The sequence below is a fragment of the Micromonospora sp. CA-249363 genome (genome assembly GCF_050950185.1).
Lineage (GTDB): Bacteria > Actinomycetota > Actinomycetes > Mycobacteriales > Micromonosporaceae > Micromonospora.
Window position 1 is genome coordinate 34,169 of record NZ_CP192020.1, and the last position, 16,001, is coordinate 50,169.

13 protein-coding genes are annotated in these 16,001 nt (G+C 72.4%); 9 read left to right on the plus strand and 4 right to left on the minus strand.

Annotation, left to right across the window (positions count from 1 at the left end; all coding sequences use genetic code 11):
• On the plus strand, positions 1-447 hold the full coding sequence (locus ACQPZK_RS00175) for an imidazolonepropionase-like domain-containing protein (RefSeq protein ID WP_433536342.1): 447 nt from the start codon (positions 1-3) through the stop codon (positions 445-447).
• Positions 448-553: 106 nt separating this feature from the next.
• Positions 554-1,456, plus strand: a complete 903-nt coding sequence (locus tag ACQPZK_RS00180) for a sulfurtransferase (protein ID WP_433536343.1) — start codon at positions 554-556, stop codon at positions 1,454-1,456.
• A gap of 90 nt (positions 1,457-1,546) precedes the next feature.
• On the opposite strand, the gene ACQPZK_RS00185 is transcribed toward ACQPZK_RS00180, so the two are convergent.
• The 3 genes from ACQPZK_RS00185 to ACQPZK_RS00195 are packed head-to-tail and all read right to left on the minus strand — an operon-like array spanning position 1,547 to position 4,531.
• Complete coding sequence (locus tag ACQPZK_RS00185) at positions 1,547-2,725, minus strand: hypothetical protein (RefSeq protein ID WP_433536344.1); 1,179 nt, start codon at positions 2,723-2,725, stop codon at positions 1,547-1,549.
• Positions 2,722-3,258, minus strand: coding sequence for a SigE family RNA polymerase sigma factor (locus ACQPZK_RS00190; protein ID WP_433536345.1), 537 nt, complete (start codon positions 3,256-3,258; stop codon positions 2,722-2,724). The genes ACQPZK_RS00185 and ACQPZK_RS00190 overlap by 4 nt, the downstream gene beginning before the upstream one ends.
• Positions 3,259-3,289: 31 nt before the next feature.
• Complete coding sequence (locus ACQPZK_RS00195; protein ID WP_433536346.1) at positions 3,290-4,531, minus strand: MFS transporter; 1,242 nt, start codon at positions 4,529-4,531, stop codon at positions 3,290-3,292.
• Between the two features lie 121 nt (positions 4,532-4,652).
• Between ACQPZK_RS00195 and ACQPZK_RS00200 the strand changes: the two genes are divergently transcribed.
• From ACQPZK_RS00200 to ACQPZK_RS00220, 5 genes are all read left to right on the plus strand, one after another.
• On the plus strand, positions 4,653-6,446 hold the full coding sequence (locus ACQPZK_RS00200; protein ID WP_433539383.1) for an HSP90 family protein: 1,794 nt from the start codon (positions 4,653-4,655) through the stop codon (positions 6,444-6,446).
• Positions 6,443-9,310 (plus strand): hypothetical protein, encoded by a 2,868-nt coding sequence (locus ACQPZK_RS00205; protein WP_433536347.1) that lies wholly within the window; start codon positions 6,443-6,445, stop codon positions 9,308-9,310. The genes ACQPZK_RS00200 and ACQPZK_RS00205 overlap by 4 nt, the downstream gene beginning before the upstream one ends.
• A gap of 62 nt (positions 9,311-9,372) precedes the next feature.
• Positions 9,373-9,972 carry a TetR/AcrR family transcriptional regulator gene (locus ACQPZK_RS00210; protein WP_421473846.1) on the plus strand — a complete coding sequence of 200 codons (600 nt, stop codon included), beginning with the start codon at positions 9,373-9,375 and terminating at the stop codon, positions 9,970-9,972.
• Positions 9,973-10,043: 71 nt separating this feature from the next.
• A complete protein-coding gene (locus tag ACQPZK_RS00215; protein ID WP_433536348.1) occupies positions 10,044-11,381 on the plus strand; it encodes an acetyl-CoA carboxylase biotin carboxylase subunit in 1,338 nt (445 codons plus the stop codon).
• A 34-nt stretch (positions 11,382-11,415) separates the two neighbouring features.
• The gene (locus tag ACQPZK_RS00220) at positions 11,416-12,336 is read left to right on the plus strand and encodes a hydroxymethylglutaryl-CoA lyase (RefSeq protein WP_433536349.1); all 921 of its coding nucleotides are present in this window, start codon (positions 11,416-11,418) and stop codon (positions 12,334-12,336) included.
• 55 nt (positions 12,337-12,391) lie between these two features.
• On the opposite strand, the gene ACQPZK_RS00225 is transcribed toward ACQPZK_RS00220, so the two are convergent.
• Entirely contained in the window at positions 12,392-12,964 is a 573-nt protein-coding gene (locus ACQPZK_RS00225; protein ID WP_433536350.1) for a snapalysin family zinc-dependent metalloprotease, read from the minus strand.
• 162 nt (positions 12,965-13,126) lie between these two features.
• Here ACQPZK_RS00225 and ACQPZK_RS00230 point away from each other — a divergent pair, with 162 nt between their 5' ends.
• Both ACQPZK_RS00230 and ACQPZK_RS00235 read left to right on the plus strand, forming a co-directional pair.
• Complete coding sequence (locus ACQPZK_RS00230; RefSeq protein WP_433536351.1) at positions 13,127-14,659, plus strand: acyl-CoA carboxylase subunit beta; 1,533 nt, start codon at positions 13,127-13,129, stop codon at positions 14,657-14,659.
• Positions 14,660-14,723: 64 nt separating this feature from the next.
• A complete protein-coding gene (locus tag ACQPZK_RS00235) occupies positions 14,724-15,872 on the plus strand; it encodes an acyl-CoA dehydrogenase family protein (RefSeq protein ID WP_433536352.1) in 1,149 nt (382 codons plus the stop codon).
• The last annotated feature ends 129 nt before the right edge of the window (positions 15,873-16,001 follow it).

The following is a 16,001-nucleotide window of genomic DNA, read 5'->3' on the forward strand; positions in this document are numbered from 1 at the left end:
GTGCGTACGTTGCACACCGCGCCGCTGCTGCGCCGCGAACGGGACGGCGAGCCGGTGCCGGAGCACGGCGTGCTGGTCAGCGGCGACCGGGTCGAGGCGGTCGGTCCGCTCGCCGAGCTGACCGAGGCCCACGCGCAGGTGCGGGTCCGTCGCTGGCCCGGCACGCTGGGGCCCGGCCTGCTGCACGACGGTCCGCTGCCGGCGGCACCCACCCCGCGCGAGCGGGTGCACGCGCTACTGCGAGGCGGGGTCACGGCGGTGCTCGCCGACCATCTGGCCGACCCGGCACTCCGTGGGGCCGTCGACCGCAGCGACCTGTTGGTGCTGGTCGGACCAGTGCCACCGACCCTCGACGCCGGTGGCCGGGCGGACCTGTCGGTGCACGACATCGACGGAACCTGCCTCGCGACCGTGGTCGCCGGCCGGATCGTGCACCGACGCGCCTGAACGCGGTCGTCCCTCGGGCGGACCGGCGGCGTTAGCTGCGACACCCCTGACCCCCCGATCCCCGATGGCGGGCCGTCCAGCGGTGTCGCGGCGTACCTTGGGGATCATGTCTGTGCCGAACGATCCCGATCCCCGCCTCCAGTCGTACGCCGACCCGCGGCGGCTGGTCACCACCGACTGGTTGGCCGAGCACCTGGGCGACGAGGGCCTCGTCGTGGTCGAGTCCGACGAGGACGTCCTGCTCTACGAATCCGGTCACATCCCCGGCGCCGTCAAGGTCGACTGGCACCTCGATCTGAACGACCAGGTCACCCGCGACTACCTCGATGCCACGAGCTTCGCCGAGATGTGCGCCGCGAAGGGCATCGGCCGGGGCGACACCGTCGTCTTCTACGGCGACAACTTCAACTGGTGGGCCGCGTACGCCCTCTGGGTCTTCTCGCTCTTCGGCCACGTCGACGTGCGGCTGCTCGACGGCGGCCGGCAGAAGTGGGTCGCCGAGGGGCGCGAGCTGACCCGCGACAAGCCGTCCCGGCCCCGCGCCGACTACCCGGTGCCGCTGCGGGACGACGCGCCGCTTCGCGCGTTCCGCGAGCAGGTGATGGCCCACATCGCGGTGGGCCGGCCGCTTGTCGACGTGCGGTCCCCGGGCGAGTACACCGGCGAGATGCTGCACATGCCGGACTACCCGCAGGAGGGCGCGCTGCGTGGCGGGCACATCCCGGGCGCGGTCAACAAGCCGTGGAAGTCCGCCGCGAACGAGGACGGCACGTTCAAGTCTGCCGACGAGCTGAAGGCGATCTACGCCGACCAGCTCGGGCTCAGCCCGGACGACGACGTGATCGCGTACTGCCGGATCGGCGAGCGGTCCAGCCACACCTGGTTCGTGCTGCGGCACCTGCTCGGCTACCCGCAGGTGCGCAACTACGACGGTTCGTGGACGGAGTGGGGCAACCTGGTCCGGGCGCCTGTGGTGAAGGGCGACCAGCCCGGCGGCATCGCCGCCTGAGACGCGGGCTCGGCCGGCTGGGCCCCCGAGGCCCAGCCGGCCAGCTCTCGCGCACCGCGCCCGAGCCGGCCGGCACCAGCACATCGCGCCTCAGCCAGCCAGCGCCAGCACGCCGCGCAGGTTGTCGATGATCCCGGTGATCGTGCCGGTCTCCGGGTCCCAGCGCGCCAGACCGGCCGGTTCCAGGCGCAGCAGCACCGCGCCCTTGTTGTCCCAGCCGTACACCGGGCAGCAGCCCTTGGCGCGGTCCCGCCCGAGGTCGAGCAGGTGGGTGACCACGCCGGTGCGGGAGTCCAGCACGGCCACCCCCTCCGCGCCGTCGATCTGGCTGTTGACGATCCACGCGGCGCTGGCCAACCGGCCGCCGTGCAGCCAGCCCCGGCCGTAGAACTCGTTCACCTGATAGGGCGGTGGCAGCGCGCCCATGGTGATCCGCTGTTCGGAGCGGACCGCGCCGTCGAAGGCGGTCCGGCTCCGCAGCTTCAGGCCACCCCACTCGCCGACCAACTCGAGCACGGCCGCCCCGCGACCGGCCTCCGGATCGGGCGCGACCACGTTCCAGGCCGACACCTTGGTGGTGCTTGCCGCCTCGGTGTCCCGCTCCACCACGTACGCCCGGTTGTCGCCGCCGACCAGCACCCGGTCCTGCGCCCACACCACCAACTCCAGGTAGCCGTCGAGCGGGACGCGACGTACGCCGGCCGTGGTGAGGTCGACCATGATCAGCTCGTTGGTCTGCGCGAAGGCCGCCCACCGTCCGTCCGGCGACAAGACTCCCGGCTTGACCGCTGTCGCTTCGTTGCCGCTCTCGTCCCAGGTGGGTGCCGGCGTCACCACGTCGAGACTGCGGACCACGCCGTCGTCGCCGAGGATCCGGATCGGGCCGTCCGGTTGACCCTCCTCGTTCAGCGGCTGGAACAGCGCCAGCGCACGCTGGACCGGTCGCGCGGACAGCGCCACGGTCGGCGGGCCGCTGATCCGGCTCAGCGGATCGGGTGGGAAGGTCAGCTTGGCGGGCGGGCGCTGCACGGGGCCGGCGTGGGTGGGCTCGACGGTGGGCGCCACCGGATGCTCCAGGCGTGAATCAGCAGACGGTCGCAGGGCGACGGCCGCGCCACTGGCCAACGCCACGGCCACGACGACCGCGCCGATGGCCCGTCGGGTACGACGGGTGCGCCGCGCCCGCTCCCAGCCTGCCGCCGCCGGTGCGGTGGGCAGCACGTCCCGCACGCTGACGGTGAAAAGGTCGCGCAGGTCCTGCTCGTTCACTGGCTCACCTCCACACCGTTGGCGCCCCGACCCGGCCGATCGTCGCCGGTGAAATCGGGAGCCACCTCCCTGAGCCGCCGCAGCGCCAGGTGGCACTGGCTCTTCACGGTGCCCACGGTCACCCCGAGAGCCTCGGCCGTGGCGACCTCGGTCAGGTCCTCGTAGTACCGCAGCACCAGCACGGCCCGCTGCCGCGGCGGCAGCGTCCCCAGCGCGTCGTGCAGGGTCAGCCGCAGCGCGCCGTCCCGGTCCGGCGCGGCCCGTTCCGGTGGCGCGGCGCTGAGCCACTCCCGGCGACGACGCCGCCACCAGGACACCGCGTCCCGGTAGAGGATGGCCCGCACGTAGGCGGCGGGATCGCCGTCGCGGACCGAGGTCCAGCGCAGCGCCAGCTTCAGCAGGGCGTCCTGGAGAAGGTCCTCGGCCTGGTGCCGGTTGCCACAGATCAGGAAGGCCGCCCGCAGGAGCCGGTGCTGGTTGCTCTCCACGAAGGCGAGGTAGCCGTCGCGGCCGTCGTCCGCCGTCGATCCCATCCGCACCCCTTCCGGCCGCCCGCGGTGCGCGTCACCCCACAGACGCACGGGAAGGCGGAAAAGGTTGGGCCGATTTCCCGGCCGATCGCAGTGTCCGCCACGCCACCACCGTCACCAGCGCGAAGACGCCCGCCGCCGCGCCCATCACCGGGACCGTCCCGTGCGCGGCGGCGACCAGGCCGGCGAGTCCCGCGCCGACCGGGGCGGTGAGCAGACCGACCATCCGCTGGGCGGCGCCGACCCGACCGAGCAGCCTCGCTGGCACCTCCCGCTGACCGTACGACGCCCACAGGCTGTTCCACACCACTGTCCCGGCGGCGAAGACGGCCAGCGCGAAGCCGCCCGGCACCGGATGCCGGGCCAGCGCGAAACCGGTCAGCGCGAGGGTCTCCGCGACGAGAACCGCCCCCAGCGCGCGTACCGTGCCGAGCCGGGCGGCGAGCCGATGCGATCCCAGCGCCCCGGCCACCCCGCCGAGGATCACCGCAGCGGTGAACAGCCCGTACCCGGCCGGCGGTATCCGCAGCACGTCCAGCGCGTAGAGCACCAGCACCGCCATGATGCCGGAGATCGCCAGGTTGCTCGCCGCGGTGAGCAGGGTGATGCGCCACATGGTCCGGTGCGCCCGCAGCCACCGCACTCCCTCGACGATGTCGCCCCACACCGACCCGCGGACGGTGGCCGGCTCGGCGGGCACGGCGGCCGGAGGGGTGAGGGCGAGCACGAACAGGGCGGCCACCGCGAAGGTGACGGCGTCGAGTGCGAACGGCAGGGCGGGAGCGGCGGCGAACAGGACACCGGCGGCGGGCGCGCCGAGGAAACCACCCGCCACCGCCGAACCCGCCTGGAGGCGGCCGTTCGCCCGGGGCAGCGCGGCCGGCGGGACCAGGGCCGGTAGCAGCGCGAACGAGGCGGCGTCGAAGAGTGTTCCCAGTGCGGCGAGCAGGAACGCCGCCACCAGCAGGAGCCCGATGCCGGCCCGGTCGACGGCCACCGCCACGGCGACCGCCGCCACCACCGCGGCGCGTACCCCGTCGATGCCGGCCATCGTCCGGCGGCGGTCCCAGCGGTCCGCGTACACCCCGCCGAGCAGGCCGAAGAGCAACGGCGGCAGCTGCGCGGCCACGGTGACCGCGGCGACGACCCGGGGGTCGCGGGTCAGCGTGGCCGCCAGCAGCGCCAGCGCCGGTGTCCGCAGCGCGTCCCCGAAGCGGGACGCCACGACGGCGGACCAGAGCAGCCGGAAGTTCCGGCCCGGAACGGAGAAGGTCATGCCGCCGACCGTGCCGGTTCGACCGGGTCGAGGGTCAAGCCGCCGGGCGAAAGGGGGACGCGGGCCGCCGGTGATCTTGGGTACGGTGAGCGCCGACATCGCGACCAGGGAGAGCACAGGCGTGGACCACACCTTCCAGGTCGACCTGCGCGGCGTGGTCGACCTGCTCAGCCATCACCTCTACGGCAGCCCTCGGGTGTACGTCCGTGAGCTGCTCCAGAACGCCGTGGACGCGATCACCGCCCGGCGTACGACCGAGCCGGACGCGCCGGCGCTGGTCCGGATCGAGCCCCCGGAGATCACCGGGGACGGCACCCTCCGGGTGCACGACACCGGCGTCGGCCTGACCGAGGCGCAGGTACACGAGCTGCTGGCGACCATCGGCCGCAGTTCCAAGCGTGACGAGCTGGGCTTCTCCCGGCACGAGTTCCTCGGCCAGTTCGGCATCGGTCTGCTCTCCTGCTTCCTGGTGGCCGACGAGATCCAGGTGCTCACCCGCCACGGCGACAGCCCCACCGTCCGGTGGAGCGGGTACGCCGACGGCCGGTACGCGGTGACCGTCGCGCCGCCGGAGGAGGCCCGCGCCGAGCCGGGCACCACCGTGACGCTGGTGCCCCGCCGTGACGCCGACCAGTGGTTCAGCACCCCGACCGTCGTCGACCTGGCGCGGCTCTTCGGCGCGTTGCTGCCGGTCACCGTCCGGGTCGGCGACGTGGTCACCACCGTTGGCGAACCGCCCTGGCCGACGACTCCGGGAGCGCCGGTCGACCGGGCGGCCCTGGTCGCGTACGCCCGCGAGACGCTCGGTGTGGACCCGTTCGACGTACTGCCGCTGAGCGTTCCCGAGGCCGGGCTGACCGGTGTCGCCGTCATCCTGCCCACCCCGGTGAACCCGGCGGCCCGTGCCGGGCACCGCGTCTACCTCAAGCGGATGCTGCTCACCGAGAACGCCGACGGCCTGCTGCCGGACTGGGCGTTCTTCGCGCACTGCGTCGTCGACGCGACCGAACTGCGTCCGACGGCCAGCCGGGAGGCCCTCTACGAGGACACCCTGTTGACCGCGACCCGGGAGGCGCTCGGCGACCAGGTACGCGGCTGGCTGGTCCGGCTGGCGCGACACGACCCGCACCGGTTGGCCGAGTTCCTCCAGGTGCACCACCTCGGCGTGAAGGCGCTGGCCCTGCACGACGACGACATGCTCCGGCTGGTCGACAGGTGGTGGCCGATGGACACCAACGTCGGCACGCTCACCCTCGCCGAGTTCCGGGAACGCTACGGGGTGGTCCGCTACGCGGCCAGCCTCGACGAGTTCCGCCAGCTCGCCGCGGTGGCCGCCGCACAGGACCTGGCGGTCGTCAACGCCGGCTACACGTACGACACCGAGCTGATCGAGCGGCTGCCGGCGGTGGACCGCTCGGTGCTCATCGAACGGCTCGAGCCGAGCGACCTCACCACCCGGTTCGAGGCCCTCGACCCGTCCGTGGAACTGGCGCTGCGGCCGTTCCTCACCGCCGCCCAGCGGGCTGTCGAGCGGTCCGGCTGCGAGGTGGTCATCCGGGCGTACGACCCGGTCTCGCTGCCCGCGCTCTACCTGGTCAGCCGGTCGGCGGCGTTCAACGACCAGCTCGCCGCCAGCCGCGACCGGGCCGACGAGCTGTGGGGCGGGGTGCTGGACGCGCTCGCCGCCACCGCCCCACCGGACCGCCCGCAACTGGTGCTCAACCACCGCAACCCGCTGGTGCGGCGGGTCACCATGCTGGGCGATCCGGAGCTGGTCGGGCTCGCCGTCGAGGCGCTGTACGGGCAGGCGCTGCTGCTCGGGCACCATCCGATCCGCGCGGCCGACGCCGCGCTGCTGAACGATTCCTTCCTCGGCCTGCTCGGCCGGGCCGTGCCGGGACGGGAGCAGGAGTGAGTGACGAGGACCTGTGGCGGGTGCTGCGCGGCATCGCCGACATGCCGTACGGGGCGGGGCAGATCGCCGCGCTGGAGCAGTTGCTGCGCCGGGTGGACGCCGCCGACGACCGGCACCTCGCCTTCGTCACCCGCATGCAGGCGACGACCGGGTACGTCTACGGGGGCGAGCCGGCGAAGTCGTTCGTCACGTTCTCCTGGTGCCTGTCCGAGTTCGACCGCGACCCGCAGCCCTACCACCAGCGTCACCTGCACCAGTTGCTGTGGCACTTCAAGTACATGGTGTCGGGTCTGCTGAAGTTCCCCGAGGTGCCACTGGACCGCACGTACGCCGTGCTCGACGACATGGAGCGGCGCTACCGGGCCGGCGGGCACAGCCTCCAGACCGTGCACAAGCACCGGTTCCGGGTCGCCGACCACGTGGGCGACGCCGAGGCCGCCGCGCACTGGTACCGGCTGTGGCAGACGACGCCCCGCGACGACCTGTCCGACTGCGCGGGCTGTGACCCGACGAGCCAGGTGGGCTACCTGGCCGACACCGGTCGGGACGCCGAGGCGGTGGCCCTCGCCGAACCGGTGCTCGCCGGTCGGCTCACGTGCACCGAGCAGCCGCAGGCGATTCTCACGGCGCTTCTTCTGCCGTACCTGCGTACCGGTCGGGGTGAGTCGGCGCGGGACGCGCATCGGGAGGCGTACCGCAAGCTGCGCGGCAGCCTCGCCGACCTGTGGGACATCGGCGACCACATCGAGTTCTGCACGCTCACCGGCAACGAGGCGCGTGCGGTCGAGCTGGTCGAGCGGCACCTGGACTGGCTGGACCGCCCGCCGTCACCGGCCGCCGCCATGCACTTCGCGGCGACCGCCGCCGCCGCGCTGCGCCAGGCCGGTGCGGCGACCGTGTACCGCCGGGCCGCCGAGGGTCGGCCGGCCGCCGAGGTGCCGGCGTCGGCGCTGGCCGACGAGTTGGTGCGGACGGCGACCGATCTGGCCGCCCGCTTCGACGCCCGTAACGGGACCACCCACCAGTCGCAGTGGATCGCGCGCCGGCTCGCCGTCCAGCCCAGTGGCGAGCATCTGCCGCTCTCCGCGAGCGTCCGTCGCCGTCCGACGCGACCCGGTGGGGACGCGCCGGCGGGTGCGGCAGCGCCTGTGTCCGAACGGCCCGGCCGAGCGCCGGTCGAGGTGTCCACCGTGGCCCTGCCAGCCGACGCCGACGAGCTGCTGACCGTCGCCGAGGAGAGCTGGGGTCGGCACGACCGGGTCACGTTCCGGGCGGCGCTGGCCTCGTACGACGACCGGTTCGACTCCGCCGACCTCGCGCCGCGTACGGTCGCGCACCGGCTGGCGCTGCGGGCGGCCGAGCGCGGCGACGCGGACGACGTCGAGGGTGCGGTGGAGCTGAACCGGGCGGCGCTGGAGCTGTACCGCTCGGCGGGCGAGGAGTTGCCCGCCCAGGTGGTCGCGGGGCGACTGGGTGTTCTGCTGACCCGCGCCGACGAGCACGCCGAGGAGGGGCTGACGCTGGTCCGGGAGGCCGCCGAGACGCTGGACCGGCTCGGTGACGCCCGGCAGCGCGCCGCCGGGTACGACCGGCTGGCGTTGGCGCTGCTGCACCGGCAACGCTGGGCGGACGCGCTGACGGCCCTGGACCGGATACCTGCCGACGCGGGTGGCGACGAGCACCTGGCGGCCCGGATCGCGCTGCACCGGGCACATCTGCTGGAGCAGTCCGACCGCCTCGACGAGGCCTGCGCGGCCGCCGAGGAGGCCCGTCGGATCGCCCGCCAGCTGGGCATCGACGAGCTGGTCGTGGCGGCCTGCCTGACCTGCGCGCGGACGGTCGACGATCCGGCCGAGGCGGTGGCCGCCTGTGACGAGGCGCTGCGGGTGGCGCCGGCGGACGCGGAGCTGCCCGTACGGGTCGCCCGCGCGCGGGCGCTGCTCGCCGCCGGCCGGGCGGCCGACGCGGTGGACGACTTCGTCGAGGCGGTGACGCTCTGCGTGGAGCGTGGCGCCGAGGGGGACGCGTTCCTGCGCTGGGAGTTGGCGAATGCGTACCGGGTGGTGGGCCGGCTCGCCGAGGCGGCCGAGGTTGCCGAGGAGGCCGTTCTCGGCCTGGACCGCCTGGGCGCCCAGGCGGAGGCCGACCGCTGCCGACACCTGCTGGCCGGCGTGTACAGCGGGCTCGGCGAGATCGACCCCGCGCTGGCTCTGCTGGAGCAGTTGTCCGTCAACCTGGACGGCCCGGACAACCTGCCCAACCGGGCCCAGGTGCTGGAGGAGGCGGGCGGGATCCTGTACGACGCCGACCGGGACGCCGCAGCCGCCGAGCGGTTCGCCGCCGCCGCCACGGCGTACCGGCTCGCCGACCTGCCGCTGGACGAGCTGCGCGCCCGTCGGCGGGAGGCGTACTCCTGGTTCTGGTCCGACAACCTGACCGAGGCGGTACGTGTCGTCGAACTGGCGGACGGGCTGGCGGCGGTGGTGGCCGGGCAGCCGGAGCCGACGCCGCCGGTGACGTACGAGCTGGCCATGATGGCCGAGACCGGCGCGAGGGTGCTGACCGGGGAGGGCCGGGCGGACGAGGCGCTGGAACGGCTCGCCGGGGTGCCCGACCGACTGCGGTCGATCGAGGCGTTCGGTGAGGCGGCCCAGGTGGAAGTCCTCGTCGGTGAGCTGCTGCTCCGACTGGACCGGCCGGCCGAGGCGGAGCCGCTGCTGCGTCGCGTACTCGGTGGGTTGCCGGCCGGATCACGGCCGGTCCGCCAGACGGCGTGGTTGCTGGCCCGCGCGCTGGACCTGCTCGACCGGTCCGCCGAGGCGACCGCCCTGCGGCAGGAGCACGACCTCGACCCGGACGACTGACCGCTGGGACCGACCGGTAACCGTCGCCCCACCGTGTCCAGCTCGCGGTCTACGCTTGCCCCGTGACGGTGGAGCAGCAGGCACGGGGGGCGGCGGGTACGGGCCGGCGCCGGTCCCGCAAGGACGAGATCCTGGAGATCGCGGTCGGTCTGTTCGCCGCCCGTGGCTACCACGGCGTGTCGATGGACGACATCGGCGCCGCAGCCGGGGTGACCGGTCCGGCGCTCTATCACCACTTCGCCGGCAAGGAGGCGATGCTGGCCGCCGCGCTGATCCCGGTCAGTGAGGGACTGCTGGCGGGCGGGCGGGAACGCGCCGCCGGGCACCCGGACGACCCGCGCGGCGTGCTGGAGTCCCTGATCGACTTCCACGTCGAGTTCGCGCTGGCCAATCCGGCCGTGATCGCGCTGCACCTGCACGAGCTGGACCGCCTGCCGGAGGAGCCGCGGCGACGGATCCGCCGGCTGCAACGGCTCTACGTCGAGGAGTGGGTGACGGTGCTCACGGCGCTGCACCCGGGCATGCCCGACGGCGAGGCGCGGGTGCTCGCGCATGCCGCGTTCGGCCTGATGAACTCGACTCCGTTCCTCGGCGGCGAGGTGGACCGACGACGTCGTGCCGAGCTGTTGCGCGGAGCCACCCTGGCCGCGCTGCTCGCCTGATCCGACTCGTCAGAACTACGCCGGTCATGATTCCCTGACATCGTCCCAACATCCGGACGCCGGGAGGAAACATGATCGAGTCACTGCTGGTCGCCAATCGGGGCGAGATCGCCCGCCGGGTCATCCGGACCGCCAAGCGGCTCGGCATCCGCGCGATCGCGGTGTACTCGGAGGCGGACGCCGACCTGCCGTTCGTCACCGAGGCGGACGAGGCCGTCCTCATCGGCCCGCCGAACCCGGCGCAGAGCTACCGCAACGTCGAGGCGATCCTCGCCGCCGCCAAGTCGACCGGCGCACAGGCGATCCACCCCGGCTACGGCTTCCTGTCGGAGAACGCGGAGTTCGCTCGTACCGTCGAGGCCAGCGGGCTGATCTGGGTCGGACCCGGCGCGGACGCGATCAGCGCGATGGGCGACAAGATCAATGCTCGGAACCTGATGGCGGCGGCCGGCGTGCCGGTCGCGCCCGGCACCACCGATCCGGCCGCCGACCTGGATGCGGCCGTGACGGCCGCCGCCGAGATCGGCTACCCGGTGATGGTCAAGGCCGCCGCCGGTGGCGGCGGCATGGGCATGGGCGTGGCCGTCGACGAGGCCGCGTTGCGCACCGAGTACGACAAGGTGCGCGCCTTCGCCGAGCGGATGTTCGGTGACGGCTCGGTGCTGATCGAGAGGTACTTCCCTCGGGTACGGCACGTCGAGGTGCAGATCCTCGGCCTGGCCGACGGTCGGGTGGTGGCGCTCGGCGAGCGGGAGTGCTCGGTGCAGCGACGCAACCAGAAGCTGGTCGAGGAGTCCCCGTCGCCGGCGGTGTCGCCGGAACTGCGGGCGCGTCTCCTGGCGGCGGCGGTACGCGCGGGCGAGGCGGTCGGCTACCGCAACGCGGGGACCGTCGAGTGCCTGCTCGACCCCACTTCCGGTGACTTCTTCTTCCTCGAGATGAACACGCGGCTTCAGGTGGAGCACCCGGTGACCGAGTACGTCTACGGGATCGACCTGGTCGAGGAGCAGTTGCGGGTGGCGTCCGGGCTGGCGCCGACGTTCGACCCGGACGCGCTCGCGCCGAGCGGACACGCCATCGAGATGCGGATCAACGCCGAGGACCCGAAGCGGTTCCTGCCCGGCCCCGGCGTGATCCGGACGTGGGTGGAGCCGACCGGCGAGGGCGTCCGGGTGGACTCCGGCTACACCGGGGGCAACACCGTCACCCCGTTCTACGACAGCCTGTTGGCCAAGCTGATCGTCACCGGCGCGACTCGCGCAGAGGTGTTGGAGCGGGCGGAGGCGGCGGTCGCGGCGTTCCAGATCGAGGGCCCGAAGAACAACGTCCCGTTCTTCGCCGAGCTGCTGGGCAACGAGGAGTTCCGCTCCGGCGCCTACGACACGGGCATCGTCGCCCGGATGCGCTGACCTGTTCCGATCCGACGTCACAGCGAGGTGACCGATGAGCCAACTGCCAGATTTCGTCTCCATCCGTGAGGTTGGGCCGCGCGACGGGCTCCAGAACGAGGAGCCCGTCCCGACCGACGCCAAGGTGCGGCTGCTCGACGCGCTCTCCGCCACCGGCGTACGCCGGATCGAGGCCGTGTCGTTCGTGCACCCCAGGGCGATTCCGCAGATGGCCGACGCCGACGAGGTGTGGCGGCGGGCGGCGAAGGCCGACGGGGTGCGGTACTCGGCGCTGGTGCCGAACACCCGGGGCGCGCAGCGGGCACTGGCCGCCGGCTTCACCGAGATCGAGGTGGTGGTGTCGGCCAGCGACACGCACAACCGTCGCAACGTCAACCGCTCGACCGACGAGTCGCTCGACGACATCGCCGAGCTGATCGACCTGCTGCACGGTGCCTCCGCGCGGGTCGAGGTGATCGTCGCGACCAGCTTCGGATGCCCGTACGAGGGGGACGTCGACCCGGGTCGGGTGGCCGGCATCGTCGATCGGGTGGTCCGTGACGGCGCGGATCGGGTGGCCTTCGGCGACACGACCGGCATGGGCACGCCGCGCCGGGTCCGTGAGCTGCTGACCGAGGTACGCGACCGCAACGCACACGTGCCGGTGCTGCTGCACTTCCACAACACCCGGGGCACGGCGCTGGCCAACCTGCTGACCGCGCTGGAGCTCGGCGTGACCGAGTTCGACGCGAGCGTGGGCGGCCTGGGTGGCTGCCCGTACGCGCCGGGGGCCAGCGGCAACCTGGCCACCGAGGAGGCGGTGCACATGCTGCACGACATGGGCATCGACACCGGTATCGACCTGGACGCCCTGATCGAGGTGGCCGAGTTGGCGGAGGAACTGCTCGGCAAGAAATTGCCGTCGGGCGTGCTGCGGGCGGGCCCGCGTACGCGACTGACGCCGATGCCGAGCTGAGAACACGCGGGAGGGGCCGGCGAGTTGCCGGCCCCTCCGTGGTGCGCGGGTTCGGTCAGCCCACCGTGGTGAGCGCCGCCGGCCAGCTGTCGCGGAAGATGTCCGCGCTGCGGTCGGTGCTGCGCTCGGTGGCGCTGAACGTGCCGGCGAAGAGGCTGCTCACCCGGTTCGCCTCGGCGGTGCTCGGGTACGGGTTGGTGCAGCTGGTGCCGGCGCTGCCGCCCGACATCAACAGAGAGCAGTTGCCGTTGTAGTTGTCCGGCAGGCCGAGGATGTGACCGATCTCGTGGGTCATGATCCGCAGCGGGCTGTACTGGGCCGCCTGCTGCGTGTCGATGTAGACCCGGCCGTTGCCGAGACTGGTCCGCACGGCGTACGAGCCGCCGCCGGTGATCTGGTAGATCCGCAGGTTGGAGCCGCAGTTCGCGGAGAGCGTCAGGTTGACGGTGGCGTTGTTCCAGATCGAGGCTGCCTGGTTGGCGGTGCCCGCGTAGGCGCCTGCCTGGCTGGTGTTGTAGCAGATGGTCATGGCGGCTGACGCGGGCGCGGGGTTGGCGACCGTGACGCCGAGGGTGGCACCTGCCGTCGCGACCAACGCGACAGCGAGCCGACTGAGTCGTGAGGTCATCGCTGACTCCTATCCGGGAGGGGGTGTCAGGAGCCTATCCACAGAGATTAATAGATTTCAATGTTTCGTTCGAAGGAGCGTTGGCGCGGCGTGGGTCGCCGGAGGGTGCGCGGATGCGATAGCCTAACGATCGTTCAGGTCAACACGGGCGAGGGAGTCGGCGTGACGCTCGACGGTGAGGCGCTGGAACAACTGCGCAAGCGGGCCCGGTCCGGCGGCGCGGACAAGTACCACGCGGCCAACGAGGCCAAGGGGAAGCTCTTCGCCCGCGAACGTGTCGCGCTCCTCGTCGACGAGGGCTCCTTCGTCGAGGACGGCCTCTACGCCAACGCGCTCGCCGACGGCCTCCCGGCCGACGGCGTGGTCACCGGCACCGCCACGATCGACGGGCGGCAGGTCTGCCTGATGGCGAACGACTCCACGGTGAAGGCCGGCAGTTGGGGCGCCCGTACCGTCGAGAAGATCATTCGGATCATCGAGCGGGCGTACGGCGCCGGCGTCCCGATGGTCTACCTGGTCGACTCGGCCGGCGCCCGGATCACCGATCAGGTCGACCTCTTCCCCGGCCGCCGCGGGGCCGGCAAGATCTTCTGGAACCAGGTACGCGCGTCCGGCTCGATCCCGCAGGTCTGCGCGCTGTTCGGCCCGAGCGCCGCCGGTGGGGCGTACATCCCGGCGTTCTGCGACGTGGTGGCGATGGTCGACGGCAACGCCAGCATGTATCTCGGCTCCGACCGGATGGTCGAGATGGTCACCGGGGAGAAGACCACGCTGGAGGCCATGGGCGGGGCCAAGGTGCACACCGCCGAGTCCGGTGTCGGGCACTTCCTCTGCAAGACCGAGGCCGACGCGCTCGACGTGGTGAAGACCTACCTGTCGTACCTGCCGGCGAACTGGACCCAGGCGCCGCCGGCCGCGCCGGCGGTCGCCGCGCCCGCGAAGGCCGACCTGGCCGCGCTGGTGCCGGCCAGCGAGCGGCAGGCGTTCGACATGCGACGGTACGTCAAGGGCCTGCTCGACGAGGGTTCCTTCTTCGAGATCCAGGCACTGTGGGCCAAGGAGCTGACCATCGGCTTCGGCCGCCTCGACGGCCAGGTCGTCGGCGTGGTCGGCAACAACTCGATGTTCAAGGGCGGCGTGCTCTTCGTCGACTCGGCCGACAAGGCCACCCGCTTCGTGCAGCTCTGCGACGCGTTCAACGTGCCGCTGCTCTTCCTCAGTGACGTGCCCGGTTTCATGGTCGGCAGCGCCGTGGAGAAGCAGGGCATCATCCGGCACGGCGCCAAGATGATCACCGCGATCTCGGAGGCGACGGTGCCGAAGATCTGCGTCGTCGTCCGCAAGGCGTACGGCGCGGGCCTGTACGCGATGGCCGGCCCCGGCTTCGAGCCGGACGCGACGATCGCGCTGCCCACCGCCAAGATCGCGGTGATGGGCGCCGAAGCCGCCGTGAACGCCGTCTACGCCAACAAGATCGCGGCGATCGAGGACGCGGACGAGCGGGCCGCCTTCGTGGCCGCCAAGCGCGCCGAGTACGAGCAGGACATCGACGTCGTCCGGCTCGCCAGCGAGTTGGTGGTGGACGCCATCGTCGAGCCGCACGACCTGCGTACCGAGCTGATCCGCCGCTTCGCCGCGGCACGTACGAAGGACCGGCACTTCTCCCGACGCCGCCACGGCGTCACCCCGGTCTGACCCGCACAGCCAGCCGTCCCGGCGTCACGAGCGCCCGGCGGACCGTCCCCACCAGGAGGATGAGATGGACTTCCGGCTCACCGACGAGCAATCGGCGTTGCGGGAGAGCGTGCGGGACTTCGCCCGCGAGGTGGTCGCCCCGGTGATCGCCGAGCACTACGAGCGGCACACCTTCCCGTACGAGGTGATCCGGCAGATGGGCAAGATGGGCCTGTTCGGCCTGCCCTTCGACGAGGAGCACGGCGGGATGGGCGGCGACTACTTCGCGCTGTGCCTCGCGCTGGAGGAGTTGGCCCGGGTCGATTCCAGCGTGGCGATCACGCTGGAGGCGGCCGTCTCGCTCGGCGCGATGCCGATCTACCGCTTCGGCACCGAGGAACAGAAGGCCACCTGGCTGCCGCGGCTGCTCAGCGGTGAGGCGCTGGCCGGCTTCGGGCTCACCGAGCCGGGCACCGGTTCCGACGCCGGTGGCACCCAGACGCGCGCCGTGCTGGACGGCGACGAGTGGGTGATCAACGGTTCGAAGGCGTTCATCACCAACTCGGGCACCGACATCACCGCGATGGTGACCGTCACGGCGGTGACCGGCACCAACCCGGACGGCTCCAAGGAGCTGTCGACGATCATCGTGCCCACCGGCACGCCCGGATTCACGGTCGCGCCCGGCTACTCCAAGGTCGGGTGGACCGCCTCGGACACCCACGAGCTGACCTTCGACGACTGCCGGGTGCCGGCGGCCAACCTGCTCGGTGCGCGCGGCCGGGGCTTCGCGCAGTTCCTGCGCATCCTCGACGAGGGTCGGATCGCCATCGCCGCGCTGGCTGTCGGCCTCGCCCAGGGCTGCGTCGACGAGTCCATCAGGTACGCCAAGGAGCGGCACGCCTTCGGCCGGCCGATCGGCGACAACCAGGCCATCCAGTTCAAGATCGCGGACATGGAGCTGAAGGCGCACACCGCCCGCCTGGCCTACTACGACGCCGCCGCCCGGATGCTGGCCGGCGAGCCGTTCAAGCGGCAGGCCGCCATCGCGAAGCTGCACGCGAGCACGATCGCGGTGGACAACGCCCGGGAGGCCACCCAGATCCACGGTGGCTACGGATTCATGAACGAGTATCCGGTCGCCCGGTTCTGGCGGGACTCCAAGATCCTGGAGATCGGCGAGGGCACCAGCGAGGTGCAACGCATGATCATCGCCCGCGATCTGGGCCTCTGATCCCACCCCTCGCTCCATCCTGGGCGGGCCACCGACCGTTCCCCTCGACCAACCGATCGGCTGTCGGATTATCGGCGGGCGGACGTCGGCAGCACGACGTTCGACTGCCGATGGTCGGAGGCGAACCGT

What these genes read in the sequence shown, in the direction of transcription:
- ACQPZK_RS00180 (WP_433536343.1), top strand. Translation starts at nt 554, where the DNA reads ATGTCTGTGCCGAACGATCCCGATCCCCGCCTCCAGTCGTACGCCGAC.
- ACQPZK_RS00190 (WP_433536345.1), bottom strand. Translation starts at nt 3,258, where the DNA reads ATGGGATCGACGGCGGACGACGGCCGCGACGGCTACCTCGCCTTCGTG.
- ACQPZK_RS00220 (WP_433536349.1), top strand. Translation starts at nt 11,416, where the DNA reads ATGAGCCAACTGCCAGATTTCGTCTCCATCCGTGAGGTTGGGCCGCGC.
- ACQPZK_RS00215 (WP_433536348.1), top strand. Translation starts at nt 10,044, where the DNA reads ATGATCGAGTCACTGCTGGTCGCCAATCGGGGCGAGATCGCCCGCCGG.
- ACQPZK_RS00225 (WP_433536350.1), bottom strand. Translation starts at nt 12,964, where the DNA reads ATGACCTCACGACTCAGTCGGCTCGCTGTCGCGTTGGTCGCGACGGCA.
- ACQPZK_RS00235 (WP_433536352.1), top strand. Translation starts at nt 14,724, where the DNA reads ATGGACTTCCGGCTCACCGACGAGCAATCGGCGTTGCGGGAGAGCGTG.
- ACQPZK_RS00195 (WP_433536346.1), bottom strand. Translation starts at nt 4,531, where the DNA reads ATGACCTTCTCCGTTCCGGGCCGGAACTTCCGGCTGCTCTGGTCCGCC.